General features: G+C 70.5%; 20 protein-coding genes. All 20 read right to left on the reverse strand.

Translation table 11 applies throughout. The features are described 5' to 3' along the window. Window positions 1–354, reverse strand: coding sequence for a hypothetical protein (locus AC07RM_RS13535; protein WP_495334835.1), 354 nt, complete (start codon window positions 352–354; stop codon window positions 1–3). Then, the gene (locus AC07RM_RS13540) at window positions 351–905 is read right to left on the reverse strand and encodes a hypothetical protein (RefSeq protein WP_495334836.1); all 555 of its coding nucleotides are present in this window, start codon (window positions 903–905) and stop codon (window positions 351–353) included. The genes AC07RM_RS13535 and AC07RM_RS13540 overlap by 4 nt, the downstream gene beginning before the upstream one ends. 202 nt (window positions 906–1,107) lie before the next feature. Further along, window positions 1,108–2,514 (reverse strand): heavy metal sensor histidine kinase, encoded by a 1,407-nt coding sequence (locus AC07RM_RS13545; RefSeq protein WP_495334837.1) that lies wholly within the window; start codon window positions 2,512–2,514, stop codon window positions 1,108–1,110. Then, entirely contained in the window at window positions 2,511–3,191 is a 681-nt protein-coding gene (locus AC07RM_RS13550) for a heavy metal response regulator transcription factor (protein ID WP_495334838.1), read from the reverse strand. Before AC07RM_RS13550 ends, AC07RM_RS13545 begins: the two co-directional genes overlap by 4 nt. A gap of 75 nt (window positions 3,192–3,266) precedes the next feature. Continuing rightward, window positions 3,267–4,052: an alpha/beta fold hydrolase gene (locus AC07RM_RS13555; RefSeq protein ID WP_495334839.1), complete on the reverse strand. Its 786-nt coding sequence runs from the start codon at window positions 4,050–4,052 to the stop codon at window positions 3,267–3,269. Window positions 4,053–4,180: 128 nt separating this feature from the next. Next, window positions 4,181–4,966 carry a class II aldolase/adducin family protein gene (locus AC07RM_RS13560; protein WP_495334840.1) on the reverse strand — a complete coding sequence of 262 codons (786 nt, stop codon included), beginning with the start codon at window positions 4,964–4,966 and terminating at the stop codon, window positions 4,181–4,183. An 18-nt stretch (window positions 4,967–4,984) separates the two neighbouring features. Continuing rightward, window positions 4,985–6,088, reverse strand: a complete 1,104-nt coding sequence (locus tag AC07RM_RS13565; RefSeq protein WP_093354963.1) for an ABC transporter substrate-binding protein — start codon at window positions 6,086–6,088, stop codon at window positions 4,985–4,987. Window positions 6,089–6,126: 38 nt separating this feature from the next. After that, on the reverse strand, window positions 6,127–6,966 hold the full coding sequence (locus tag AC07RM_RS13570) for an ABC transporter permease (RefSeq protein ID WP_495334841.1): 840 nt from the start codon (window positions 6,964–6,966) through the stop codon (window positions 6,127–6,129). Then, window positions 6,963–7,730 carry an ABC transporter ATP-binding protein gene (locus AC07RM_RS13575; protein ID WP_209542205.1) on the reverse strand — a complete coding sequence of 256 codons (768 nt, stop codon included), beginning with the start codon at window positions 7,728–7,730 and terminating at the stop codon, window positions 6,963–6,965. The genes AC07RM_RS13570 and AC07RM_RS13575 overlap by 4 nt, the downstream gene beginning before the upstream one ends. A 34-nt stretch (window positions 7,731–7,764) precedes the next feature. After that, complete coding sequence (locus AC07RM_RS13580) at window positions 7,765–8,583, reverse strand: enoyl-CoA hydratase/isomerase family protein (RefSeq protein ID WP_495334842.1); 819 nt, start codon at window positions 8,581–8,583, stop codon at window positions 7,765–7,767. A 12-nt stretch (window positions 8,584–8,595) separates the two neighbouring features. Further along, a complete protein-coding gene (locus AC07RM_RS13585; protein ID WP_495334843.1) occupies window positions 8,596–10,725 on the reverse strand; it encodes an acetate--CoA ligase family protein in 2,130 nt (709 codons plus the stop codon). Beyond that, on the reverse strand, window positions 10,722–11,729 hold the full coding sequence (gene acuI, locus AC07RM_RS13590; protein WP_495334844.1) for an acrylyl-CoA reductase (NADPH): 1,008 nt from the start codon (window positions 11,727–11,729) through the stop codon (window positions 10,722–10,724). The genes AC07RM_RS13585 and acuI overlap by 4 nt, the downstream gene beginning before the upstream one ends. Before the next feature lie 170 nt (window positions 11,730–11,899). Further along, window positions 11,900–12,835: a LysR family transcriptional regulator gene (locus AC07RM_RS13595; protein ID WP_495334845.1), complete on the reverse strand. Its 936-nt coding sequence runs from the start codon at window positions 12,833–12,835 to the stop codon at window positions 11,900–11,902. Window positions 12,836–12,892: 57 nt separating this feature from the next. Beyond that, entirely contained in the window at window positions 12,893–13,060 is a 168-nt protein-coding gene (locus AC07RM_RS13600; protein WP_398493477.1) for a hypothetical protein, read from the reverse strand. 28 nt (window positions 13,061–13,088) lie between these two features. After that, window positions 13,089–13,289 (reverse strand): MbtH family protein, encoded by a 201-nt coding sequence (locus AC07RM_RS13605; protein ID WP_057591017.1) that lies wholly within the window; start codon window positions 13,287–13,289, stop codon window positions 13,089–13,091. Window positions 13,290–13,325: 36 nt separating this feature from the next. Then, entirely contained in the window at window positions 13,326–14,639 is a 1,314-nt protein-coding gene (locus tag AC07RM_RS13610) for a glycosyltransferase (protein WP_495334846.1), read from the reverse strand. A 10-nt stretch (window positions 14,640–14,649) separates the two neighbouring features. Beyond that, window positions 14,650–22,134 (reverse strand): non-ribosomal peptide synthetase, encoded by a 7,485-nt coding sequence (locus AC07RM_RS13615; RefSeq protein ID WP_495334847.1) that lies wholly within the window; start codon window positions 22,132–22,134, stop codon window positions 14,650–14,652. Window positions 22,135–22,638: 504 nt separating this feature from the next. Next, a complete protein-coding gene (locus AC07RM_RS13620) occupies window positions 22,639–23,298 on the reverse strand; it encodes a hypothetical protein (RefSeq protein WP_495334848.1) in 660 nt (219 codons plus the stop codon). A gap of 78 nt (window positions 23,299–23,376) precedes the next feature. After that, window positions 23,377–24,276: an alpha/beta fold hydrolase gene (locus tag AC07RM_RS13625; RefSeq protein WP_495334849.1), complete on the reverse strand. Its 900-nt coding sequence runs from the start codon at window positions 24,274–24,276 to the stop codon at window positions 23,377–23,379. Next, window positions 24,269–25,411, reverse strand: a complete 1,143-nt coding sequence (locus AC07RM_RS13630; RefSeq protein WP_495334850.1) for an epoxide hydrolase family protein — start codon at window positions 25,409–25,411, stop codon at window positions 24,269–24,271. The genes AC07RM_RS13625 and AC07RM_RS13630 overlap by 8 nt, the downstream gene beginning before the upstream one ends. Window positions 25,412–25,482: the final 71 nt, after the last annotated feature.

Raw genomic sequence — 25,482 nt, forward strand, 5'->3', positions numbered from 1 at the left:
TCAGGGCACGGCGGCGAGCAGCGCGATTCCCGCTTCCTCCAGTTCGTCGGCCAGGACGGCTTGCGCCACGAAGATCGTGGCCTCCTCGTAACGCAGGGCCGCGGTCGCGTCGAACAGTTCGGCGACCACCGTCTGGGGCTGTGTGCCGGGGGGAAGATCGAAGATGCCGTTGCCCGCGATGCTGTTGATCACCTGCTGGCGCCCCGACTGCATGGCCATGGCGAGCGACTGGACGCAGAGGCTGCTTAGCTGAGGTTCCTCCACCAGGTACTTGAAGACGTACTGGATGTCGGTGTTGGCGACCCGTGCGACCCACCGTCCTTGCTCGATCTCGAGAATCAGCAGGTCGTTCATGGCTTGCCTCCCGTGTAGTCGCTGATGGTCACGGTCAGGTCGAGCGCCGTGTGCCACGACTGCGCGCGGCCGATGGCCGCGAGGCCGCCGACATGCCCGTCGGCGAAGAAGGTCCTGGGGTCCGACGGATCCGATCCCGAGCGTGCCCATTGCGGATCCCGGCCCGGGTTGTTGTCCCAGCACACGTCCCAGTACGGGCGCTTGCCCATGCCGAAGACCTGCACCGGCGCGACGATCCGCACGCCGAAGCGCACCGGGATCTCGGGGCTGTACCAGGTGACGTAGGCGTTGTTGGCGCCGTCGGCGATCCATGAAAACGCGATCTGGCAGATGTCGAGCGTCTCCATGCCCGAACGGGCCTTGAGCACCGGCCCCGGCGAGGAGGTCACGCTGCCGAACGCGAAGTCCTTGGTGTAGCCGGTGACGTCGCGCCGCAGCTCGAACTTCGAGTAGTTGACGAAAGTGATCTTGATCTCGCCGCTGTCGACGGCCGCGCTCGGGACCAAGGACGCATTGGCGATGATGTCGGGCGATAGATGCATGTCGGTCATGGATTGCTCCTCCTGCTCTGCAATCGGCCTGTGCGATGGTGCGAAAAGCGGGCCCGCTTTTCTCTGGTGAAGAAGCGCGGCATTTCGCCGGTCCCGGTGAGTGGCCGAGGAACTCGCCTGGACATCGCGGCAAGCGTAGGCAGGCCGGTCGATGCGGGGAATCCCCGAAACCAAGTAAACGACCGGGCGGGCCGGGGTGGACCTACGCGGGCGAGCTCGGCGTCGATGCGGCGACGCGGCTACCGAGCGTGAACCCGATCTCGTTGGTCCCCGCCGCGCCCTGCACGAAGGTCTCCCCCCCATGCATGCGCGCAATGGCGCGCACGATCGCCAGCCCGAGTCCGAAGCGCTCGCCGGTCCTGGGCCGCGAGCTGTCGCCGCGCCAGAAGCGCTCGAACATGTGCTGCCGCACTTCTTCCGGAATCGCGTCGCCCGGGTTGGCGACCGTGATGCGCGCACCCTCCGGCAGTGCCTCGATGCGCAGGCCGATCACGGCCTCCTGCGGCGCATGCCGCGATGCGTTCGTCAGCAAGTTCACGAGCGCGCGGCGCAGCAGCACGCGGTTGACCGGCACCGAGGCATCGCCCTCGATCTCGAGCCGCTGGCGCTTCTCCTCGAGGAAGACCTCGACGAACTCGCCGACCTGCCGCGCCTGCTCGCCCAGCGAGAGCTCGCGCAGGTCCTCGGCCGCGTCGCCGCGGTCGGCGCGCGCGAGGAACAGCATGTCGTTGACCATCGAGCCCAGCGTGCGCAGCTCCTCGAGGTGCGACTCGAGCACCTCGCGCATCTCGTCCTGGGGCCGGTCGCGCGCGAGCGCGAGCTCGGCGCCGTTGATCATGATGGCCAGCGGCGTGCGCAGCTCGTGCGCCACGTCGGCATTGAAGCCCTCGAGCTGGGTCCACGCATCCTCCATGCGCGCCAGCACCTCGTTGAAGCGCAGGGCCAGCGGCAGCAGTTCGGTGCTGTCGGCCGGCAGGGTCAGGCGCTGCGACAGCCCGCCGGGGCGTATCACCGAGGCCTCGCGCGACAGGTCCGCGAGCGCGCGCAGGCCGCGTCGGGTGGCGATGGCGCCGAGCGCCACGGTGCACAGCACGCCGAGCGCGCCGACCAGCAGGCCGTAGTTGTCGTAGCGGTCGAGCATCTCGGCGCGCGGCCGCGGGTCCATGCCGATCAGCACCTGCGCACCCGGAAAGATGGCGTGCTCGTCGAGCCGGTAATGCGCGCCGCGCAGCACCACGCCGTCCTGCCGCTGCAGCCAGACCTTGTTGCCCTCGCCGCGCAATGTGGGCGGCATCGGCTCGGCGCCGTAGAGCATCTCGCCGTCGCGCGCGATCAGCCACACGTTCCAGCGGTAGCGCCCGCCCACGCTGGTGGCCGCGAGGTGGCGCCGCAGCATCGGCAGGTCGGCCGGCGTGCGCACCTCGTCGATGAAGTGCTGCACCACCTCGGTCTTGCCGCTGAGGTCCGAGCGCTCGTCGGCGATCAGCACCTGCTCGAGCGCCTTGTGCAGCAGGTAGCCGGTGGCCGCGAACACCGCGACCGCGACCACCGCCAGCATCAGCACCAGGCGCGCCGAGATCGACCCGAAGCGCACCCGCGGTGCCTTCACGCGGACTCCAGCACGTAGCCCATGCCGCGCACGGTGCGCAGCATCGGGGTCTCGAACGGCTCGTCGAGCTTGGCGCGCAGGCGGCGCACCGCCACCTCGACCACGTTGGTGTCGCTGTCGAAGTTCATGTCCCACACCTGCTCGGCGATCACCGTGCGCGACAGCACCTCGCCGCGGCGCCGCATCAGCAGCGCCAGGATCAGGAACTCCTTGTTGGTCAGCTCGAGCGCCTGGCCGCCGCGCGAGGCCTTGCGCCGCGCGAGGTCCAGCTGCAGCTCGCCCAGGGTCAGCACGGTGGGTTCCGAGGTGCCGCCCGAGCGCACGCCGCGGCGGCGCAGCGCGGTCAGGCGCGCCAGCAGCTCCGAGAACGCGAAGGGCTTGACCAGGTAGTCGTCGGCGCCGTCCTGCAGGCCGCGCACGCGGTCCTCGACCTGGTCGCGCGCCGTCAGCATGAGCACCGCCACGTCCTTGGTGGCGCGGATCGCCTTGAGCACCGCGAAGCCGTCGATGCCGGGCAGCATCACGTCGAGCACCACGATGTCGTACTCGCCGTTCACCGCGAGATGGCGGCCATCGATGCCGTCGGCCGCGACGTCGACGACGTAGCCGTTCTCGGTGAGTCCCTTGCGCAGGTAGTCCGCCAGCTTGGGATGATCTTCGACGACGAGCACGCGCATGTTGTGTCCTTCCGGGGGCGCCGCCGGCGGCTCGACCGGCGCGGCGGTTCCGCAGTCTATCGCCGGGCCGCGCGCTCAGCGCCGGCCCTGCGCCGCCTTCACGATCAGGTCGGCCACCGCCTGGGGCTGCGACAGCAGCGACACATGGCTCGCATCGAGCTCGACCGTGCTGGCCTTCATGCGCTGGGCCATGAAGCGCTGCAGCTCGGGATCGATGGTGCGGTCCTGGCGCGAGACGGCATACCAGGTCGGCTTGTCGTGCCAGGCCGCCGCCGTGGTTTTGGCGGTGGTGATGGCGCGCGCGAACGGTTGCTGCACCGCGTAGTAGGCGAGCGCCTCGGCCGGCGGCAGGTCGCCTGCGAAGTCCTTCAGGAAGGCCGGCTGGCTCAGCGAACCCCAGCCGTTGGTGTCCCACTGCAGGCCGGCGCCGGCGGGCGCGGCCGCGAACTTGCGAGTGAGAGCCGGGTAGTCCTCGCCGGCATCGGGCGCGCGCGCCGCGATGTAGACCAGGCCCGCCACGTGCGGGTCGGTGCCCGCCTCGCTGATCACCATGCCGGCATACGAGTGGCCGACCAGCAGCGTGGGGCCGGCCTGCTGCGCCAGCACGCGCTTGACCGCGTCGACGTCGTCCTGGAAGTCGCTCAGCGGGTTCTGCACCGAGGTCACGTGCAGGCCCTGGGCCTGCAGCAGCGGAATCACCTTGCCCCAGCTCGAGCCGTCGGCATAGAGGCCGTGCACCAGCACCACGTTGTGGACGGCGACCGGCGCCGAAGGCGCCGTCTGCGCACTGGCGGCGGCCGCGGAGAAGACACCGGCGAGGGCGATGGCCGCGATGCGGCCCATGAGGGTTCTGCGATGCATGAAAGGCTCCAGGTTCTGGCGGCGCCGGCTGCGGCGCCGAGGGTCTTGCAGTGACGACCGGCACTGCTCTGGAGCGGACTGTGGCGCCAGGCCCTCGACCTGGATCGCACATTTCGATTACAAAAATGTCATCTGGCCGGTGCCAGCCGCTGCAGCATGGCGTGCCAGGCCCGCTGGTCGGGATCGGTCTGCCCCTTCATGCGGTTGCCGTCGCCGCTCTCGAGCTGCCGCAGCGTCTTCTGGCGGATGGCCTCGGGGATCGCGCGCACGGGCCGCCCGGTCGAGAGCACCGCGATCTGCGCCCGGCAGGCCTTCTCGAGCGCGAGCATCGTCAGCACCGCGTCCGCCACGCTGCGCCCCACGGTCAGCAGGCCGTGGTTGCGCAGGATCAGCACCTTGGCGGTGGCGCCCAGATCGGCCACCAGCCGCTCGCGCTCGTCGAGGTCGAGCGCGATGCCCTCGAAGTCGTGATAGGCCACGCGCTGGTGGAACAGCAGCGACCACTGGTTGAGCGGCAGCAGCCCTTCCTCGAGCGTCGACACCGCCACGCCGGCCACCGTGTGGGTGTGCAGCACGCAGGCGGCATCGTGGCGCGCCGCATGGATCGCGCTGTGGATGGTGAAGCCCGCGGGGTTCACGTCGTGCGGCGAGTCCTCGAGCCGGCGGCCCTCGAGGTCGATCTTCACCAGCGAGCCGGCCGTGACGTCGCGAAACAGCAGGCCGAAGGGATTGATCAGGAACTGGTTCTCGGCATCGGGCACGCGCGCGGAGATGTGCGTGTAGATGCTGTCGTCCAGGCCGTGCAGCGCGATCAGCCGGTAGGCGGCCGCGAGGTCGCAGCGCACCGCGATCTCGGCCTGCGAGCGCTTCGGTCCGGCGGCGTCCGCCGCATACGCACCATCCATCGGGGTCATCGTTCGCGCTCCTTCGTCTCAGGAGATGGCACAGGCCTTGGCCTGGCGGATCACCGCTTCGTGGTCGTAGCGGTCCACGCGCTCGGCGAAGCCGGGCGTGCGGATCACGAAGGTCTCGGGCGCCACCTTCCTGTCGATCACCTTGTTGTCGAACAGGAAGTCCTGCATGCGCTGGAAGCCGGCCGCATCGACGCGGCCCCAGGCCTGGCCGCCGTCGAGCCGCCGTGCCTTGTCCATCGACCCGACCACCGCCGCCACCAGCCGATCGTCGTTGCGCGCCAGCGTGGCCTCGTCGGCGCCGGTGGGCTTGCTCTGCGGGAAGCGCTTCCAGTGCAGCTGGCGCGCGCACTGCGGATTGGTGGCGGTGAACAGGCTGGCCTTGGCCACGCCGCGCGCGATGGCCTCGACCATCGCCGGGTCGCTGTCGATGATGCGCTGCGTGGTCGCGAGGCTGAAGTCGGCGAAGGTCTCCCAGGCGGGGTCCGACAGGTAGCGCAGCCGGCCGCCGGCATTCTCGAAGCCCACCAGCGCCGTGTGCCAGAACATCAGCCCCTGCACCCGGTTGGCGCGCAGCGCCTCCAGCGCGGGCGCGCCGGTGCCCACGGCGACGATGGTCACGTCCTTGTCGGGATCGAGGCCGCCGGCGCGCAGCAGCGCCTTGAGCATCGGCAGGCCGCCGCTGGCCAGGCTCACGATGCCGATGTTCTTGCCCTTGAGGTCGGCCACCTTCGCGACCGGTCCGTCGGCCTGCACGCCCACGGCCCAGTCGAGCACGTTGTTCACGCTGATCGCGCGGATCGGCAGGTTGTTCATCACGTTGGCCTGGATCAGGGCGCCCGCGCTCATCTGCGACAGCGCAATGCTGCCCGCGGCGAGCTGCTGCACCGTCTGCAGCGAGCCGGGCGTGGCCACCACCTCGACGTCGTAGCCCTCGTCGCGCCAGTAGCCGAGCGCCAGCGGCATCATGAGCCAGGGATAGGCCGCGTTGAGCACGCTCACGCCGCCGACGGCCAGCGTGACCTTCTTCAGGGGCTTGGCGCTCTGGGCCGATGCGTGCAGCGCGCAGGCCAGGAGCAGCAGCAGGAGGGCGCGCAGGCCGCCGGCGAGGATGCGAGTGGTCATGAAGACTCCAGAAGTGAAGTGCGAGGGGAAACCGGGGCTCAGGCGCCGAGCGTGGCGTCCTTCTGTGTCTCGAGCCAGAACACGACCCGCTTGCGGGCGTACTTCATGACCGCATGCAGCACGATGCCCATGGCCGACAGCAGGATGAGGATGGCGAACATGCCCGCCGTGTCCATCGAGAAGGTGCGCTGCAGGATCAGGTAGCCCAGCCCCGCCTGCGCGCCGACGAACTCGCCGACCACCGCGCCGATCACCGACAGCACGATCGACACGTCGAGCCCCGCGAAGATGTAGGGCAGCGCATGCGGCACGCGCGCCATGCGGAAGATCTGCCAGCGCGTCGCGGTGAAGGCCCGCAGCAGCTCGATCTGGTCCGCCGGCGCCGCGCGCAGCCCGACGATGGTGTTGGCCAGTGCCGGAAAGAAGGCGATGGTGGCGGTGATGATCACCTTCGAGGTCATGCCGTAGCCGAACCAGATCACGAACAGCGGCGCGATCGCCACCTTGGGGATGGTCTGGAACGCGACGATGTAGGGATAGAGCGTCTTCTCGACCAGCACGAACTGCGACACCAGCGAGCCCAGCACCAGCCCGAGGCCCGCGCCGACCGCGAAGCCCGCGAGCGTCTCGTAGGCGGTCACGCCGAAGTGGTAGGTGAAGGCGTTGGAGATCAGTCCGCTCCACAGCGCCAGCGCGACCGCCGAGGGCGGCGGCACCACGAGCGCGGAGACGTCGAGCGCGCGCACCGCGAGCTCCCAGCCGCCGACCACGACGACGAACAGCGCGATGGCCAGCGGGATCTCGGGCCGGGCGATGCGCCGCGCGGGAGGCGCCGAAGGCGCGGCGGGCAGCACGGTGGAAGCGGTGCGGATGTTCATGCGTCGAGTGCTCCGAGCGAATGGAAGTGCCTGCGGATGGCCGAGACGTAGCCGCCGAAGCGTTCCGAATTGATCATCTCGAGCCGCCGCGGGCGCGGCAGGTCGATCGGCAGGATCTCGGTGATGCGGCCCGGCCGCGGCGACATCACGACCACGCGGTCGGCGAGGAACACGGCCTCTGGGATGCTGTGCGTGACCAGCACCACCGTCTTGCCGCTCTCCTTCCAGATGCGCAGCAGCTCGAGGTTCATGGTCTCGCGCGTCATCGCGTCGAGCGCGCCGAAGGGCTCGTCCATCAGCACGAAGGCCGGGTCGTGCACCAGCCCGCGCGAGATGCCCACGCGCTGCTGCATGCCGCCCGAGAGTTCGGACGGGTACTTGCCCTCGAAGCCCTCGAGGCCCACCAGCTTGAGCAGAGCGCGGGCGCGCGGCTCGTAGACCTTGCGGTCCAGGCGCTGGATCTCGACCGGCACCATCACGTTCTCGAGCACCGTGCGCCAGGGCAGCAGCACCGGCGCCTGCAGCACCACGCCGACGTCGCGGCTCGGTCCGTCGAGCGGGATGTCGCGCGCCTTCACCGAGCCCGAGCTGCGCCGCAGCGTGCCGGCCAGGATCTTCAGCAGGGTGGACTTGCCGCAGCCGCTGGGCCCGACCACGGTGACGAACTCGCCGTCGGCCACCGAGAGGTTCACGTCCTTCAGCGCGTCGATGTCCACGCCGTCGCGCGTGAGGTAGCGCTTGTTGAGTCCCGAGATCTCGATCATGGTGCGTGCCTTTCGAGGTGCGCCCGGCCTGGCCTCACTGCGGGCCTTCGAGTGCGAAGCGCGCGTCGCGCCACTTGAAGGCGGCCTTCAGGCCTTGCGCGCCGGCCACCTTGAAGAACTCGTCGGCCTCGGCCGATTCCGCCATCAGCACCAGCGTGAAGACCTCGGCGCCGTAGTCGATGGTGGACTGGAAGCCGCGCATCTCGTAGGCGCGGTTCAGCCCCATCTTGTTGAGCTGCATCGCGGGCGGCGGAATCATCGACAGCTTGGTCGCCAGCCGCCGGGCCTCGGCCAGCAGCTGGTCGGCCGGCACCACGCGGTTGGCAAGGCCGATGCGCTGCGCCTCCTGCGCGTCCACGCGGTCGCCGGTCAGCAGCAGCTCCTTGGTCTTCTTCATGCCCAGCACCCAGGGCATGATCGCGTAGGGCGGGGCCGACTTGAACTGGATCTCGGGCTCGCCGAACTGCGCGGTGTCGGCGGCCAGCGTGATGTCGCAGACCATCGAGAGGTCGCAGGCGCCGCCGAGGCAGAAGCCGTTGACCGCCGCGATCACCGGCAGCCGCGAGCGCCAGATGCGCGACCAGGTGTCGTTGCCCAGCTTCACGTGCTCGCGCCAGTCCTGCACGGTGGTGAACGGCTCCTCGCGCGGGCTGAGATCGAAGCCCGCGCTGAAGGCGCGGCCCGCGCCGGTGACGATGAGGGCGCGTACGGCCAGGTTCGCCTCGAGGCTGTCGAGCGCATGCTGCATCTCGCGCAGCAGCTGGTCGTCGAGCGCGTTCATCTTCTCGGGGCGGTTGAGCGTGAGCGTGGCGATGCTGCCGTCGATGGCGAGCTGGATGGCCTGGTAGTCCATGGGTACTTCCTTTCAGTTGAGCGTCGGTCCGCGCAGCTCGACCAGGGCGTCGAGCACGCGCACGCCCTGTCCCGCGGCAAGCACGGCGACCGGGTTGATTTCGATGGCCTCCACGAGGTCCGCATAGGCCGCGGCGATCTCCGACAGTCGCACCATCAGGGCCTCGAGGGCCGCGGCGTCGGCGGGTGCCGCGCCCCTGAAACCGTCGAGCAGCGCCGCCGCGCGCGTCGCGCGCAGCATCCGGTGCGCGCGTGCCGGGCTCACGGGCGCCAGCGCCAGCACCGAATCGCGCACCAGCTCGACCCAGATGCCGCCGGTGCCGACCACCAGCGCGGGACCGAAGGGCGCGCGCCGCGAGGTGCCGGCGATCATCTCGACGCCGCCGCGCACCATCTCCTGCACGGCCACGCCGCGCAGGCGGGCCTGCGGCTGGTGGCGGCTCACGTCGGCCAGGATGCGGTCGAAGGCCGCGCGCACCGCGGCGTCGTCGGCCAGGCCCAGGGCCACGCCGCCGGCCTCGGTCTTGTGGGCGATGTCGGGCGACTCGATCTTCATCACCACCGGATGGCCGATCTCGCGCGCGGCGGCGACCGCCTGCTCGGCGCTGGTGCACAGGCGCTCGCGCGTCGTGGCGATGCCGTGGTCGGCGAGGAAGCGCTTGGCCTCGCCTTCCGACAGGGGCTCGCCGCTCGCGAAGCGGTCGCGCCAGGCGGGCTGCGGCTGCGAGAGAGCGGGCTCGAAGGCCGGCTCGGGCTGCCAGCGGTGCCAGGCGAGCCAGTGCGCGATCGCCTGCAGTGCGGGGCGCGCGCCCTGCAGTGCCGCGACGCGCGACTCGTGCAGCGGTGCGACGACATCCGCATGCATGCCGCCGCCGACATTGCTGTAGAACAGCACGGGCTTCGAAAGCGCCTGGGCCGCCTGTGCCGCCGCCTGCGCGATCAGCCGGTAGTTGCTGGCCGCGCGTTCGCCGATGCCCGGCGGGCAGTCCTGCGAGATCGCGAGCACCGCCACGTCGGGATCGGCCGCGAGGATGTCGACGCATTGCCGGTACAGGCTGCCATCGGACACCGCTGCGCCAGTCACGTCGAGCGGATTGCTCGGCGTGGCGAACGAGGGCAGCACCTCGGCCAGGCGTTGCAGCGTGGCCGCGGCCGGCCTGGCGAAGCGCAGGCCGGCGGCCTCGCCGAGGTCGCAGGTCAGCGCGATCTCGCCGCCGCTCACGTTGAGCACCGCCACGCCGTCGCCCCGTGGCGCCCGGGCGCCGCTCTCGAACAGCACGCAGGTCTCGACGAACTCGTCCATGTCGTTCGACACCACCACGCCGAGGCCGCGGAAGAAGTCGAGGTAGGCCTCGTCGGAGCCGGCCAGCGAGCCGGTATGCGCGGCCGTGGCCGCGGCGCCCTGGCTCGAGCGGCCCACGCGCAGCAGCACGATGGGCTTGCCGGCCGCGCGCATCAGCCGCGCGGCACGCGCGAAGCCTTCGGGGTGGCGCACGGTCTCCATGAACACCGCGGCGAGCTTCACCTTGTCGTCGCCCGCGAAGTGGGCGAGGTAGTCGTGGATGTCAAGCACCGCCGCGTTGCCGACCGAGACCATGTGGCTCAGGCCCAGGCGCCCGGTGCCGCCGAGCGCGATGCAGGCCGAGCCCGAATGCGACACCACCGCCACGCCGCCGGCGGGCAGCGGATCGGGCGGCGGCGCGCTGTAGAGCGCGGTGCGCGCATGCACGTCGATCAGGCCCAGGCAGTTGGGGCCGCACACCAGCAGGCCGGTCCGCGCATGCAGCTCGGCGAACTGCCGCTGCAGCGCCGCGCCCTCGGCGCCGAGTTCGGCGAAGCCGCTCGCGAACACCACCGCCGACTTCACGCCCTGGGCCGCGGCATCGCGCAGCGCGCCCATCACCTTGTCGGCCGACAGCGCGACCACGGCGCAATCGGGCACGCGCGGCAGCGAGGCCAGGTCGGGGTAGCAGCGCATCCCCTCGACCTCGGTGGCCGTCGGATGGATCGGGTAGATCTCGCCCGCGTAGCCCCCGTCGCGCAGGTTGCGCGCGACATAGGTGCCCATGGCATCGGCGCGCGGCGAGGCGCCCAGCACCGCGACGGCGGCGGGTCGGAACAGCGCCTGCAGGTTCATGCTCATGCGCGGCTCCCGGCGATGTGCGACGCATTGACGTCGACGCAGATGCGGCCGCGCACCTCGCCGGCCATCAGCTTGTGCGCATGCGCGATCACCTGCGACAGGCCGATCTCGTGGGCGATGTCGCCGAGCCGCAGTGCATCGAGCACATGCGACAGCCGCTGCCAGGCGCTGATGCGCTCGGCGCGCGGCGCCATCACCGAGTCCACGCCGCGCAAGGTCACGCCGCGCAGGATGAAGGGCGCGACCGAGGCCGGGAAGTCCAGCCCCTGCGCCATGCCGCAGGCCGCCACCACGCCGCCGTAGCGCGTGGCCGCGCAGGCATTGGCCAGCGTGTGGCTGCCGACCGTGTCGACCGCCGCGGCCCAGCGTTCGCGCGCCAATGGCTTGCCGGGCGCGGCGAGTTCGGCGCGGTCGATCACTTCGGCGGCGCCCAGGCTTTTCAGGTAGTCGGCCTCGGCGGCGCGGCCGGTCGAGGCCACCACGCGATAGCCGAGGTGGGCCAGCAGCGCGACGGCGATGCTGCCCACGCCGCCCGCGGCGCCGGTCACCAGCACCTCGCCCGCGCCGGGCCGCACGTGATGGCGCTCGATGGCTTGCACGCAGAGCATCGCGGTGTAGCCGGCGGTGCCCAGGGCCATGGCCGAGCGCGAATCGAGCCGGTCGGGCATCGGGATCAGCCAGTCGCTCTTCAGCCGTGCGTACTGCGCGAGACAGCCGAACCAGTGCTCGCCGACACCCCAGCCGTTGAGGATCACACGGTCGCCGACGCGGAACTCCTCGCTGTCGCTGGCCTCGACCACGCCGGCGCCGTCGATGCCGGGAATCATCGGCCACTGGCGCACCACGGGACCGCGGTTCGCGATGGCCAGCGCGTCCTTGTAGTTGAGCGACGAATGCTCGATGCGCACGGTCACGTCGGCCTGCGGCAGGACGGACCGGTCGAGCTCGACCTCGGCGGCTGCGAAGCCGCCTTCAGGCCGGGACAGATGGATGGCTTTGAACACGTGGGCTCCTGCTTTTTGCTGCACTGCATCGAAAAACTCGATGGACACAGCGCGATGGGAAGCGCCACTCTATGAGCGAGGTCCGCTCTACTCAAGATCAATAAACGTCGATACGCGTTCTCTTTATTAGCGCATTGAAGGCGCGGCTCGGCGCCGCGTGCCGGTGCCGTTCAGCGTTCGCTGCGCGCCTGCAGCACCGCGGCCATGCTCTCGAGCAGCGTGAGGCTGGCCACCGACAGATGGCGTCCCTTGCGCACGCAGCACGACACCGCCTGCTTCTTCACGCGCGTGTCGCGGATCGGCACGAACACCGCATGCGGATAGTTGGGATCGAGCCCGTGCAGGTACTGGCTCACGATCGCGATGCCCAGCCCCGCCGAGGCCGCGCTGCGCATCATTTCGTAGGAGTCGGTGGTGAGCGCGATGCTCGGCTGGATGCCGACGCTGGCGAACATGCGGTCGATGGTCGGGCGCAGCGCCATGCTCTCGTGCGGCATGATGAAACCGTAGGGTGCGCAATCGGCCAGCCGCACCGAGCTCTTCGAGGCCAGCGGATGCTGGCGCGGCACCATGATGCAGGAGCCCACGAGGCAGCGCGCCTGCACCTGCAGGCCCGCATGCGGCGCGACGTTGTAGGCGATGATGAGATCGACCTCGTCGGCCATCACCATCTCCACCAATCGGGGCGACGCGGCCACCAGCAATTCGAAGGTGACCTGCGGATGCCGCTGGTTGAACGGCGTCAGCGTCTCGCGCAGCAGCTCGCGCGCGAAGCCCTCGTTGACGCCCATGCGGATGTTGCCGCGCTTCAGGCCCTTGAGCGCATCGATCTGGGTCTTCGCCGCATTGAGCTCGTTCGCGATGGTGCGCACGTGCAGCAGCAGGATCTCGCCGGCGGCCGTGAGCTTGAGTCCCGAACGGCCGCGGCCGCGTTCGAACAGCGGCGCCTCGACCTCGTCCTCGAGGTTCTTCACCTGCCGGTTGATGGCCGAGGCCGCGACATGCGTGACCTCGGCGGCCTTGCGGAACGAGCCGGCCTTCGCCACCTCGCGGAAGTAGTGGAGCGCGGTCGGGTTCTTGAGCTGGGCGGAAAATTCGCGGGACATCGCGGGCCTCCTGGAAATCCTGTGGCGAGGCCGATGCTATGCGCAGACGTCCAGGCGCTATTCCGCGAGCCGTTTCTTTCCGGCCTCGGCCTTCCGGCGGCGGGGCTTGTCGGCCCGGCGCTTCTCCACGGCCGAGGCCATGCCCGCGGCCTCGGGGCCGAGCGCTCGCAGCCGCCGCACATGAACCGCGGCGGCACTGCGGCTGCGCAGGAACAGGAAGATCATGGCCGGGGGCCCGATGCGATGGACGCGCTCAACGTCCCGCCAGCGAGAGCGGCCGCATGTCCTGCCAGTTCGCCTCGATGTAGGCGCTGCACGCGGCGCGGTCGGTGGTGGGCAGGGCCACGCGCCAGCCCGCGGGCACGGCGATGAAGGCGGGCCACAGCGAGTGCTGGCCCTCGTCGTTGACCAGCACCTGGAAGCTGGCGTTCTTGTCGTCGAAGGGATTGGTCATGGCGGTTCTTTCGATGGGATGCGAAGGGGCTGGCGCTCAGGCCGCTTCCAGGGATTCGACGCGCGGCAGGGCCTCGAGCGCCTGCGCGATGCCGTGCAGCGCGCGGTGGCGCGCGAACTCCTCGCGCAGGGCGTTCGCGCGTTCGCGGTAGCTGGGCGTGGCGAGCAGCTTGCGCACCGCATCGCCGACCTGGCGGGCGGCCGGCTGCGCGGTGCCGAGGTTGATGCCCACGCCCGACCAGGCCACGCGCGCGGCGATCTCGGGCTTCTCCTCCGAGCTGCCGGCCACCACCAGTGGCACGCCGAGGCTCAGCGCATGGTTGACCGAGCCGTAGCCGCCGTTGGTGACCATCGCATGCAGCTTGGGCAGCAGGCGGTCGTAGGGCAGGAAGGGCAGCACGCGCGCATTGGCCGGCACGTTGGCCGACAGCGCGGGCGGCACCGGGCCGCCGGTGGTGGCGATCACGAGCAAGTTCGGATCGCCGGCCAGTGCCTGCAGCGTGGGGACTATCAGCTGCGCGGGATTCTGGTTGGCCAGCGTGCCCTGCGTGACCAGCACGACCGAGCGGCCGTCGTCGAGTTCGTCCCACCAGTCGGGTGGCGTGAAGTCGCGGCTGGCCGGCGCGAGCAGCGGGCCGACGAAGCGCACCGAGGCCGGCAGGTCGCTGCGCGGGTATTCGAAGGACGGGCCGGTGAGCTGCAGGTAGAGGTCGGGCATGCGCACCATGGCGTCGACGAAGAAGGCCGGCAGCGCGCTGGCGCCCAGGCGCCGCAGCACGGCGTCGAAGTGGCGCTGCACGTCGCCGAACATCGCCTGCTGCAGGTTGGCGTTCATCGCCTTGTTGCGCGCGCGGCCCTCGGGCGTGGAAGACGGCGGCAGCGCGGTGCCGAAGAAGGCGGTGTCGCAGCTCGACAGCGGCAGCGCCGAGATGCCGACCGCGACCACCGCGGGCCGCTCGTCGCGCGGCCCCAGCAGCAGCGGGAAGGTGCCGCAGAACATGGTGTCGACCACGATGGCGTCGGCCTCGAAGTCCTCGAGGATGGCGCGCAGGCCCGCATGCTGCGCCTCGATCGCGTCGGCGAAGAAGTGCTTGAGGCCGAAGCACAGCTGCGCATGCGGCGAGTTCAGCCGGCGGCGCTCGGGAAAGCGTTCGTCGAGATCGCGGTAGTCGCCGTCGATGGCGCGCGCGAAGGGCGTGAAGCTCGCGCCGGTCGCCTCGGCCTGGGCCCTGAACTGGCTCGCGGTGTGCACCCGCACCTCGTGGCCGAGGCCCGTGAGGTGCTGGGCGATGGCCAGCATCGGCAGGACGTGGCCGGGCAGGGCGGTTGCCGCGATGAGATAGCGTGCCATGGGATGCTCCTTAGGAAGCGGTGGTTTCCAGGGCGCGGCGCGCCTTGGTGTGGATGCCAAGGTCGACGAAGTAGCGCTGCAGCAGGTCGCGGTCGACCGGGCGGATCGGCGTGCCGATCGCCTCGAGCTGCGCCTGCGTGGCCGCGCCGCACACCTGCGGCGGCGTGGCCGAGGTGTCGTAGCGGTCGAGGATGGCGAGCACCGCCGCGAGGTCGCGGTCCTGCCCCACCGCCAGCCGCGCATGCGCGCGCTCGAGCCAGGGGTCGAGTCCCACCGGCTCGAGGCGCATGCCCAGCCGCTCGAACACCGGTGGGATGTCGCGCACGCGCAGCGGCGCCTGCCCCATCAGGTGGAACACCTGGCCCCACGAGGCGCGCTGCGCCGCGAGGCCGAGGATGGCGCGCGCCACGTCGTCCACCGGCGTGAGGTTCAGCGGCAGGTCCATGTCGGGGATGGCTTCCAGGTCGGCGTAGAGATGGGCCACGCGCCAGATCAGGTCGTCGGCATTGCAGATCGCATGCGTGTGGTCGCCGGTGACCGCGCCCAGCCGGTAGATCGCGACCGGCATGCCGCGCGCCTGCGCCTCGCGCGCGATCGCGTCGCCCACCCATTTGCTCTGGCTGTAGCCGTCGACCAGGCCGCGCCACGAGTTCAGCGCCGAGCGCTCGGTGACGGTGCCCTCCTGGTTGTTGGCCTGGTCGATCACGGCCAGCGTGGAGACGTAGTGCAGCGTCTTCGCGCAGCCCTGCGCGGTCCAGTCGAGCAGCGTGACCACGCTGTCGACGTTGGCCGGCTTGAGGCTGGCGTAGGGATGCAGGAAGTCGACCTGCGCCGCGCAGTGGTAGAGCGCGTCGCAGCCGTCGCGCACCAGCCGCACCGCGTCGTCGTCCAGGCCCAGGCGCGGCTTGCCGAGGTCGCCCGTGACGACCTCGATGCGCGCGTCGTCCCAGATCGATGCGAGCTGGCGCGTGGCCAGCGTGCGCTTCAGCCGCAGCGCGCCGGCCTCGGCGTCGGCGGCACGCACGTGGCAGACCACGCGGGCTTCGGTGTCGCGCAGCAGCGCGGCCAGCAGGTGGCTGCCGACGAAGCCGCTGGCGCCGGTGAGGAACACGCGTCGCGGTGCCAGCGTGGGCGCGACCGCCTGCGCCTGCACATGCGCGGGCAGCACCACCTCGCGCGACAGGTCCAGCGCCTCGGCCGTGCCCGCGTTGTCGTCGATCCAGGCGGCGAGCTCGGCGATCGAGGGCCGGTTGTAGACCTCGGCATGCGGGAAGTCCGCGCGCACCTGCTGGCGGATGCGCATGCCGAGCTGGATCGCCATCAGCGAATGGCCGCCGATCTCGAAGAAGTTGTCGTGGATGCCCACGCGCTCCAGCCGCAGCGTCTCGCGCCACAGGCCGGCCAGCAGTTCCTCGGTGGGCGTGCGCGGCGCGACGTACTGCACCGCGGCCTGCTGCTCGGGCTCGGGCAGCGCCTTGCGGTCGAGCTTGCCGCTTGGCGTGAGCGGCAGCGCGGGCAGGTGCACGAAGGCCGAGGGCACCATGTAGTCGGGCAGGGCACGCGCCATGTGGGCGCGCAGCTCGGTCGGCTGCGGATCGGCGGCGGCGACGAAGTAGGCCACCAGGCGCTTGTCGCCGGGCGTGTCTTCGCGCGCGATCACCGCGGCCTGCGTCACCTGCGGATGCTGCAGCAGCGCCGACTCGATCTCGCCGGGCTCGATGCGGTAGCCGCGGATCTTCACCTGCTGGTCGGCGCGGCCGAGGAAATCGAGGTTGCCGTCGGCGCGCCAGCGCGCGAGGTCGCCGCTGCGGTACATGCGGCTGCCGGGTGCGCCATGCGGATCGGCCACGAAGCGCTCGGCGCTGAGCGCGGCGCGGTTCAGGTAGCCGCGTGCCACGCCGGCGCCCGCGATGTAGAGCTCGCCCGCGACGCCGGGCGGCACCGGCTGCAGCAGTTCGTCGAGCACGTACATGCGCGTGTTCCAGATCGGCTGGCCGATCGAGGGCTGCCGGCCGGCTTCCATCGGCGCGCTCATGCTCGCGCAGATGGTGATCTCGGTCGGGCCGTAGGCGTTGACCATGCGGCGACCCGGCGCCCAGCGCGCGGCCAGCTCGGCCGAGCAGGCATCGCCGCCGACGATCAGCGTCCGCAGCGCCGCGAACTCGCCGGGCGGCAGCGTCGAGAGCGCGGCCGGCGGAATCAGCGCATGGCTCACGGCCCGGGCTTCGAGCAGCTCGGCGAGGTCGCTGCCCAGCAGCTGCTGCGCGCCCGGCACCACCAGCGCGGCGCCCGCGTGGAAGGCCATGAGCTGGTCCATCACCGAGGCATCGAAGCCGCAGGAGGAGAACTGCAGCACGCGCGAGTCGGGCGCGATCGCCAGCCGCTCCTGCATGGCGGCGCCGAGGCTGGCCAGGCCCGCATGCGGCACGACCACGCCCTTGGGCAGGCCGGTGGAGCCCGAGGTGTAGATCACATAGGCGGCCTCGCGCGGATCGGCGGGCGGTGCCGAGGGCGCGGCCTCGGACTGGGCCGCGATCGCTTCAAGCATGTCGGAAGCGTCGAGCGCGATGCAACGCGCGACGTCGGCCAGCTGCGGCAGCAGCGCCGCATGCGTGAGCACCGCCGCGGGCGCGGCCTCCTGGAACACGAAGGCGCTGCGCGCCGCCATGTGGTTCGGATCGATCGGCAGGTAGGTGGCGCCGGCCTTGACGATCGCGAGGTGGGCCACGATCAGGTCGAGCGAGCGCGGCAGCACCGTGGCGACGATGGCGCCGGGCGCGATGCCGCGGGCGCGCAGCAACTGCGCGAGCCGGTTGGCGCGCGCGTCGAGTTCGGCGTAGCCGACGGTCGCGTCGTCGAGCACCACGGCGGGCGCCTGCGGGCGTTCGGCGGCATGCGCGGCCACCATGGCCGCCAGCGAGCGCGGTGCGAGTTCGCGCGGCTGGCCGCTCCACTGCGCGAGCAGCCGGTGCCGTTCCTCGGCGCTCAGGATCGCGAGCTCGGCGATCGGCGCGTCGGGCGCGTCGCAGGCCTCCTCGAGCAACCGGGCCAGCCGCGCGGCCATGGCCTCGACGGTGGCGCGCTCGAACAGGTCGCTGCTGTACTGGATGCCGCCGCCGATGCCGCCCGGCAGGCCGTCGGCGCCGCGTTGTTCGCTGAGGATGAAGGACAGGTCGAACTTCGCGGTGTCGATCTCCACCGGCTGCGGCGTGATCGACAGGCCCGGCAGGCTGAACGACAGCCGGCTGCTGTTCTGGAAGCCCAGCATCACCTGGAACAGCGGCTGGTTGGTGCGCGCGCGGCCCGCGCCGCTGCGCTGCAGCTCCACCAGGCGGTCGTACGGGAACTCCTGGTTCGCATAGGCCGCGAGGTTGGTGGCGCGCACGCGCGAAACCAGCTCGCGCAGGCTGGGCCGGCCCGAGGTGTCGGTGCGCAGCACCAGCGTGTTGACGAAGCAGCCGATCAGCTCGTCGAGCGCGTGGTCGCTGCGGCCCGCGACCGGGCTGCCGATCACGATGTCGTTGCCCGCGCCGAGCCGGCTCAGCAGGCCCGCGAGCGCGGCCTGCAGCACCATGAAGACGCTGGCCTGCCCGTCGCGCGCCAGCTGCAGGATGCGCTCGTGCACCTGCGGCGCGATCTGCAGCGGCACCACGTCGCCGCGGTAGCTCGGCGCCAGCGGGCGCGAATGGTCGGCCGGCAGCGCGAGCTGCTCGGGCAGGTCCTGCAGCGTGGCCTGCCAGAAGGCGCGCTGGCGTCCGGCCATGCTCTCTGCATCGTCCTCGCTGCCCAGCAGTTCCTGCTGCCACAGCGCGTAGTCGGCGTACTGCAGCGGCAGCGGCGTCCAGCCCGGCGCCTTGCCCTCGCAGCGCGCCGCGTAGGCCACGCTGAGGTCGCGCGCCAGCGGCAGCAACGAGGCGCCGTCGCCGGCGATGTGGTGCGTGAGCAGCAGCAGCACGTGCTCGTCGTCGGCCAGTTTGAACAGCGAGACGCGCAGCGGCGCGGTGCTGCCGAGGTCGAAGGCATGGCCCGCGGCCGCGTGCAGCTGCGCGGCGATCTCGTCCTCGCTGCTGTCGGCCTCGAGCACGGCGGGGCGCGCCTGCGCGCCGTCGAGCACCTGCTGCCACGGCAGCCCGTCCTCGTTCGGGTAGATGGTGCGCAGGCTCTCGTGGCGCTGCACCAGGTCGTCGAGCGCCGCATGCAGGGCCGTGCGGTCGAGCGCGCCCGACAGGCGCAGCGCCAGCGGCATGTTGTAGGCCGGGTTGGCGCCCTCGAGCTGGTTCATCAGCCACAGGCGGCGCTGCGCGAAGGACAGCGGGATGCGCGCCGGGCGCGGCATTGGCACCAGGCTGGGCCGCGCCACCGATTCCTGGTCGAGCAGCTCGGCGAGGCCGGCGATGGTCGAGACCTGGAACAGCGTGTCCAGCGGCAGGTCGATCATGAACTGCTGGCGGATCATCGAGACCAGCTGCACGATCATCAGCGAGTGGCCGCCGAGCTCGAAGAAGTTGTCGTGGATGCCCACGCGCTGCAGGTGCAGGGTCTCGGCCCAGAGGCCGGCCAGGATCTTCTCGGTGGGCGTGCGCGGCGCGGCATAGGGCGTGGCGGCCTGCACCTCGGGCGGCGGCAGCGCCTTGCGGTCGAGCTTGCCGCTCGGGCCCAGCGGCAGCGCGGGCAGGCTCACGAAGGCCGAGGGCACCATGTAGTCGGGCAGCGCCTGCGCGAGGTGCGTGCGCAGCTCGGCCGCCTGTGGATCGGCGGACTCGGCCGGCACGAGGTAGGCCACCAGGCGCTTCTCGCCGGGAGCGTCCTCGCGCGCCACCACCGCGGCCTGTGCGATCTGCGGATGCTGGAGCAGCACCGCCTCGATCTCGCCCGGTTCGATGCGCAGGCCGCGGATCTTCACCTGCTGGTCGGCGCGGCCCAGGTAGTCCAGGCTGCCGTCGGCGCGCCAGCTCGCGAGGTCGCCGGTGCGGTACATGCGGCTGCCGGGCGCGCCATGCGGATTGGCGACGAAGCGCTCGGCGCTCAGCAGCGGCCGGCCCAGGTAGCCGCGTGCCAGGCCCGTGCCCGCGATGTACAGCTCGCCCGCCACGCCGGCCGGCACCGGCTGCAGGCCGCTGTCGAGCACGTACATCTGCGTGTTCCAGATCGGCCGGCCGATCGGCACGCTCTTCGGCGCGGCCTGCGCGCGTTCGCATTCCCACGCGGTGACGTCGACCGCGGCCTCGGTCGGGCCGTAGAGGTTGTGCAGCTCGGCGCCCAGGCGCTCGTGGCATTGCGCCTGCAGCGCGGGCGACAGCGCCTCGCCGCTGCAGATCACGCGGCGCAGCGTGGTGCAGCCGGCGGCCGCGGGCTCGCGCAGGAAGACCTCGAGCATCGAGGGCACGAAATGCAGCGTCGTGATGCCCTCGTCGGCGATCAGGCCCGCGAGATAGGCCGCGTCCTTGTGGCCGCCGGGTTTGGCGAACACCAGCGTGGCGCCGTCGATCAGCGGCCAGAAGAACTCCCACACCGACACGTCGAAGCTCGAGGGCGTCTTCTGCAGCACGCGGTCGTCGGCCGCGAGGCCGTAGCGCGCCTGCATCCATTGCAGGCGGTTGACGATGGCGCGGTGCGACACCACCGCGCCCTTGGGCCGGCCGGTCGAGCCCGAGGTGTAGATCACGTAGGCCGGGTGCGCGGGATCGATCGCGATGGCGAAGTTGGCTTCGTCGCAATTCGCCAGATCGGCAATCGTTTGCGCCCCATCGATCAACAGGCGCGGGGCATCGGCGGGCAGCACCTGCGCGAGCGCCTCGGTGGTGACCAGGCACGCGGGCGCAGCGTCGCCGAGCATGAAGGCGATGCGATCGGCCGGGAAATCGGGATCGACCGGCAGGTAGGCCGCGCCGGTCTTCAGGGTGGCGAGCAGCGCCACCATCAGTTCCATCGAACGCGGGATCGCGAGCGCCACCGTGCGCTCGGGGCCCGCGTCGCGCGCGCGCAGCAACTGCGCGAGGCGGTTGGCGCGGCGGTTCAGTTCGGCGTTGGACATCGCCTCGCCCTCGAAGCGCAGCGCGACGGCCTCGGGCCGCTCGGCGAGCTGGGCCTCGATCAGCGCGACCAGGTGCGTGTCGGGCACGGCGTGCGCGGTGTCGTTCCAGCCGAACAGCAACTGCCGGCGCTCCTCGGCACCGAGCAGGTCGACATGGCCGATGGCCTGCTGCGGTTGCCGGATCACGGCATCGATGAAGGCGATCAGCCGGCGCTGGTGATCGGCCAGCCCCTGCGCGGTGTGCACCGCGGGATTGGCGTCGAAGTCGATCTGCAGGTCCTGCCCGTTGCCGCGCTCGTAGAGGAAGATGCCCAGGTCCTCGGCCGTGCCGTTCGAGAGGTTGCGCGGCCGCGCCGCATGGCCGGCGAAACGGAAGTCGTAGTCGAAGGGCTCGACGTTGACCACGGTGGTGAACAGCTGCCGGTTGTTGACCAGCATGTTGAGGTCGCTGCGCAAGTGCTCGTAGCGGTACGACTGGTGGCGCAGCACCTGCCGCATCTGGCGGCCCACCTCGCGGATCAGTTCGGGGATCGGCAGGTCGGCGCGCATCGCGAGCCGCAGCGGCACCGCATTGGCCACCATCGCGGGCACGCGCCGCATGCGCTCGTTGTGGCGCGCGGTGACCGGGATGCCGATCGCCATGTCCTCGATGCCGGTGGCGCGATAGAGGTAGGCCGCGGTGGTGGCGATCAGGATCTGCGGCAGCGTGGTGCCGAGCTCCTGCGCGATCTGCTGCAGCGCCTGCACGCTGGCCGCGGGCAGGTGCACCGTCTGGCGCAGCAGGCCGCCGATGTTGACCGAGCGCTGCGCTGCGAGGCTCAGCGGATCGGGCGCGTCGGCGAAGCGCTCGGTCCAGTACTGGCGGTCGCGCGGGAAGCGGCCCGATTCGCGGTAGGCGCGGTCTTCCTCAGCCAGCTGCGACAGCGGTGCCAGGCGCGAGGCCTCGGGCACCTCGGCGGCGCCTTCGGCCATCGCGCTGTAGATGTCGGCGAAGCGCCGCGCGATCAGCCCGCCGCCGAAGCCGTCGAGCACGATGTGGTGGCTGCGGTGGTACCAGACGTGGCGATCCGGCGCGAGGCGGATCAGCGCCGACAGCCACAGCTGGCCGTGCGCGAGGTCGATGTTGCGTTCGAAGTCCGCGCGCATCCAGCGCTCGGCCCGCGCCGCGGGATCGGCCTCGGCGCTGAGGTCGAGGTAGGGGATCTCGCCCTCGAAGGTGTGGGCCACCACCTGGCGCGGCCCCTGGCCTGCGTCGACGAAGTTGAGCCGCGTGGCCTCGACCTCCTCGGTGATGCGGCGCATGGCCGCGAGGAAGACGGCGGGATCGATCGGGCCCTCGATGTCGATGGCTTCCGCGAGGTTGAAATTGGTGTCGGGCGACGCGAACTTCGCGCCCAGCCACATCGCCATCTGACCCGAGGTGAGAGGCGCCGAACTGCTCAGGGGACCACTGCCTTGCATGCGCTGCTCCAAGTTGGACATGGGGTTGCCAACGGGGCATTGCAGGCGCGAAGCGAATTGCCAGAAGCTGCCTTCTCGCACATCCGCAGCGGGTCGAATTGACATTCCGTTGACATTTCAAAACCAAATGTACAAGCGGTTGCAGTCACTTCGATGGCAGTTTCGAGTGCGGCAATATTTCACGCTCTCAATTGAGCAAGAAAGGTTTCCTGGGGTTTTTCGCACTGCACCCAGAAAGCCTCATTTTCGAGGCGGTTCGGCTTACTTTCAGAGGGAAAAGCAGGAGGAAAAAGTTTGTTGCGTCGCAGCAACTTCAATACGCCCAGCAGGGGTATGGCAAATATGTTGGAGATGCCGCGCAGCGTATTGGCTGAATAAAAACTGCCTAATTCCCACGGAATTCCGTGGGTAATAGAAAAGTGTGGCGAGGACTTTCGGCGTAATTAAATGGCGCCTAATTCGCGTCCTTCCGCCGCGCCGGATCGGGGCTCGCGGCGGGGTCGATCAGGCGCCGCCGCGCGCCGACCGCGACAGCGCCGCCAGCGTCTTCTTCGCGCTGTGCAGCAGCCCGCCGCGCTCGGGCTTCAGGCGCGCCTTGGTGTCGCCCGGCGCGACGATCTCGAAGGCCGTGTCGGCCGCGAGCTTCGTGGCCAGCGCATCGCGCGGCGTCAGGCGCTCGAAGCGCGCGCTCGAGATCACGTGCACCTGCAGATGGCGATGGATGGCCTTCGACAGCTTCTGGCAGGCGACGGTCATCGCCGCCTCGTCGGGTGTCACGGCGCCGTGCACGACGAGCACCTCCACGATGCCGTTCCTGTCCTCGCCGAGCACGAAGGCGCGCACCACTGAGTCCTTGAACTTCGCGCGCAGCATCGCGCGCACCGGCTCGGCCGCCGCGAAGGACTTCAGCGCGATGCGGCGCAGCTCGCGATAGAAGACGAAGCCGCGGTCGAGCATGACGGTCTCGGGCAGTTCCTCCTTCGCGGCCTGCCGCGACAGCATGCCGCTGCCGACGAGGTGCGCGAGCGTGCCTTCGACCTCGGCCGCGTCGAGCTTGGTTTTCTGGGCCAGTTCGTTCGTGGTGAAGGGTTCCTCGGGGTTCCCGTAGAGCACCTGCAGGAGCTTCTGGACGGAGGGGGACAGGAGGAAGTCGGCGGCGCTCATGGGGGCTGTGGGATCCGGTGCGGGGGAAAGGCAGGGATTATGGGAGCGTGGGTTGCGCCGGGGCGCGCTGTCGGCGTTTCAAACGAGCCAACTGCGAACCTTCGACACCGCGTCGGCAAAGTCACGCGGCCTCTCCTGCGGAAGGTTGTGCCCCGCCTCGACGACGCGGTGCTCGTGCGCCGCGAGGAACAGGGGCGCATCGCTCTTCGTGCCGCCGGGCTTGAGGGGATCCTGCGTCCCATCGAGGGTCACGGCCGGAATCGCGATCGCCGGCCGCCGGGCCAGTCGATCTTCGAGCGGCTGCAGCGCGGGGTCTCCGGCTTCCAGGCCGAAGACATGGCGGTAGCAATGGATCACGATATCGACGAAGTCCGGGTTGTCGAAGGACGCGGCGCTGCGTTCGAAGGTCGCCGTGTCGAACCGCCAGCCTGGTGACCACGCTTCCCACAGCAGCCTGCACAGATCGCGGCGATGCTCGGCCAGGCACTGCCGGCCGCGTTCGGTCTGGAAGAGGTGTTGATACCAGCAGACGCGTTCGAGCGCTGGCGAGGCGGGACGTCGCTGTGCGCCGATGTCGATGATGTCGTAGCTGGCGTAGGAAACGAGACCGCCGAAGCGGTGCGGCCACAGGGCGGCTGCCACGCAGGAGGCGTTGCCGCCCCAGTCGAAGCCGGCCAGGATGGGGCGTTGCAGTGCGAGCGCATCGGCGAGCTGAAGGATGTCGAGGCCGCGCGCGGCCTGCTGTCCGCTTCGCAGGGTGGCGTCGGAGACGAAGCGGGTCGGGCCGAAGCCGCGCGCGCAGGGTGCGATCACCCGGGCTCCCGCATCGGCGAGGATCGGGGCGACTTCGTCGAAGGCGCGAACGTCGTAGGGAAATCCGTGCGACAGGATCACGGGCCAGCCGCTGTCGGCGCCCCATTCTTCGTACGCGATGCGCAGCGTCCGGGTCTCGACGCTTCTCGGCGCCCGCTCATTCACGAGCGGCTTCCGACACCGTGGCGATGAAAGCCCGCAGGTCGGCCAGCATCAGCTCGGGTTGCTCCCAGGCGGCGAAGTGTCCGCCGGCAGCCATGTCGGTCCAATGCACGATGTCGTAGGTCTTCTCGGCGAACGAGCGCAGCGGTGGCAGGAACACGGGGTCGGGAAACGCGGCGAAACCCGCGGGCACACGGATGCGCGTGCCCGCGGGAAAGCGCGAGGATCCTTCGAGGCGCTTGCCGTGGTAGATCCAGGTCGCGGTGACGACCGCCGCCGGTGCGACGTACAGCATGATGGAGGTCAGCAGTTCCTCTTCCGAGAACCTGGACCAGAGGTCCGGGCTGCCATCGGCCCGGGCCGGCAGGTCGGCCCATTTGCCGAATTTTTCGAGGATCCATGCAGCCGCGCCGACCGGGCTGTCGGCCATCGCGACGCCCAGTGTCTGCGGGCGCGTCTCCTGCGCATGGTTGTAGCCGGTCTCCTCGTCGAGGATCACGGCGCTGCGCGCGGCCCGTTCCCTTTCTTCGGCGGTCGTGGGCGTGGCGTCCTGGGCAAAGATGCTCATCATGTTGATGTGGAAGCCGAGCAGCGCTTCCGGGTGGGTGAATGCCATCCAGCTCGCGATGTGCGCACCCCAGTCGCCGCCCTGGACGATGTAGCGCGCCGGGCCGAAGAGCCGGCCCATCAATCCATGCAGGAGCTCGCCGGCCCGACGAGGGCCGATCACGCCGGTGATCGGGTTGGAGAAGGCAAAGCCCGGCAGGGAAGGGACGATGACGTCGTGCCCATCCGACGCCAGAGGCTGCAGCAGCTGCTCGAACTCGAGGTAGGAACCCGGCCAGCCATGCAGCAGGAGCAGGGGGGGCCTGGAGCCGTCTCCCTTCAGATGGAGGAAGTGAATGCGCTCGCCCTCGATGTCGGTCGTGAAGTTGGGCAGCCGGTTCAGGCGTTGTTCGACCGCGCGCCAGTCGTAGCGGTTCAGCCAGTGGTCGACGAGGCGTTGGAGATCCTCGATTCCCACGCCCGCGCTCCAACCTCCCGCGTCCGGCAGCTGCGTCCAATCGAAGGCCTCCACTTTCTTGCGGATGGCATCGAGCCGCGTATCGGGAATATGGAGGGTGTAGGGCGAAACCATGGTTCGAAGCGGCTCTTCAGTGGATCGAATCGAGATGTCTACGCTCTCGTGGGGTGCAGGCCTTGTCCGTC

It is taken from the genome of Variovorax sp. GW821-FHT09B05 (genome assembly GCF_059418265.1).

Excerpts from the sequence above, each read along its gene's own strand:
- AC07RM_RS13535 (WP_495334835.1), bottom strand. The coding sequence starts at position 354 with ATGAACGACCTGCTGATTCTCGAGATCGAGCAAGGACGGTGGGTCGCA.
- AC07RM_RS13540 (WP_495334836.1), bottom strand. The coding sequence starts at position 905 with ATGACCGACATGCATCTATCGCCCGACATCATCGCCAATGCGTCCTTG.
- AC07RM_RS13550 (WP_495334838.1), bottom strand. The coding sequence starts at position 3,191 with ATGCGCGTGCTCGTCGTCGAAGATCATCCCAAGCTGGCGGACTACCTG.
- AC07RM_RS13555 (WP_495334839.1), bottom strand. The coding sequence starts at position 4,052 with ATGCATCGCAGAACCCTCATGGGCCGCATCGCGGCCATCGCCCTCGCC.
- AC07RM_RS13560 (WP_495334840.1), bottom strand. The coding sequence starts at position 4,966 with ATGACCCCGATGGATGGTGCGTATGCGGCGGACGCCGCCGGACCGAAG.
- AC07RM_RS13565 (WP_093354963.1), bottom strand. The coding sequence starts at position 6,088 with ATGACCACTCGCATCCTCGCCGGCGGCCTGCGCGCCCTCCTGCTGCTG.
- AC07RM_RS13570 (WP_495334841.1), bottom strand. The coding sequence starts at position 6,966 with ATGAACATCCGCACCGCTTCCACCGTGCTGCCCGCCGCGCCTTCGGCG.
- AC07RM_RS13575 (WP_209542205.1), bottom strand. The coding sequence starts at position 7,730 with ATGATCGAGATCTCGGGACTCAACAAGCGCTACCTCACGCGCGACGGC.
- AC07RM_RS13580 (WP_495334842.1), bottom strand. The coding sequence starts at position 8,583 with ATGGACTACCAGGCCATCCAGCTCGCCATCGACGGCAGCATCGCCACG.
- AC07RM_RS13585 (WP_495334843.1), bottom strand. The coding sequence starts at position 10,725 with ATGAGCATGAACCTGCAGGCGCTGTTCCGACCCGCCGCCGTCGCGGTG.
- AC07RM_RS13595 (WP_495334845.1), bottom strand. The coding sequence starts at position 12,835 with ATGTCCCGCGAATTTTCCGCCCAGCTCAAGAACCCGACCGCGCTCCAC.
- AC07RM_RS13600 (WP_398493477.1), bottom strand. The coding sequence starts at position 13,060 with ATGATCTTCCTGTTCCTGCGCAGCCGCAGTGCCGCCGCGGTTCATGTG.
- AC07RM_RS13605 (WP_057591017.1), bottom strand. The coding sequence starts at position 13,289 with ATGACCAATCCCTTCGACGACAAGAACGCCAGCTTCCAGGTGCTGGTC.
- AC07RM_RS13610 (WP_495334846.1), bottom strand. The coding sequence starts at position 14,639 with ATGGCACGCTATCTCATCGCGGCAACCGCCCTGCCCGGCCACGTCCTG.
- AC07RM_RS13615 (WP_495334847.1), bottom strand. The coding sequence starts at position 22,134 with ATGCAAGGCAGTGGTCCCCTGAGCAGTTCGGCGCCTCTCACCTCGGGT.
- AC07RM_RS13620 (WP_495334848.1), bottom strand. The coding sequence starts at position 23,298 with ATGAGCGCCGCCGACTTCCTCCTGTCCCCCTCCGTCCAGAAGCTCCTG.
- AC07RM_RS13630 (WP_495334850.1), bottom strand. The coding sequence starts at position 25,411 with ATGGTTTCGCCCTACACCCTCCATATTCCCGATACGCGGCTCGATGCC.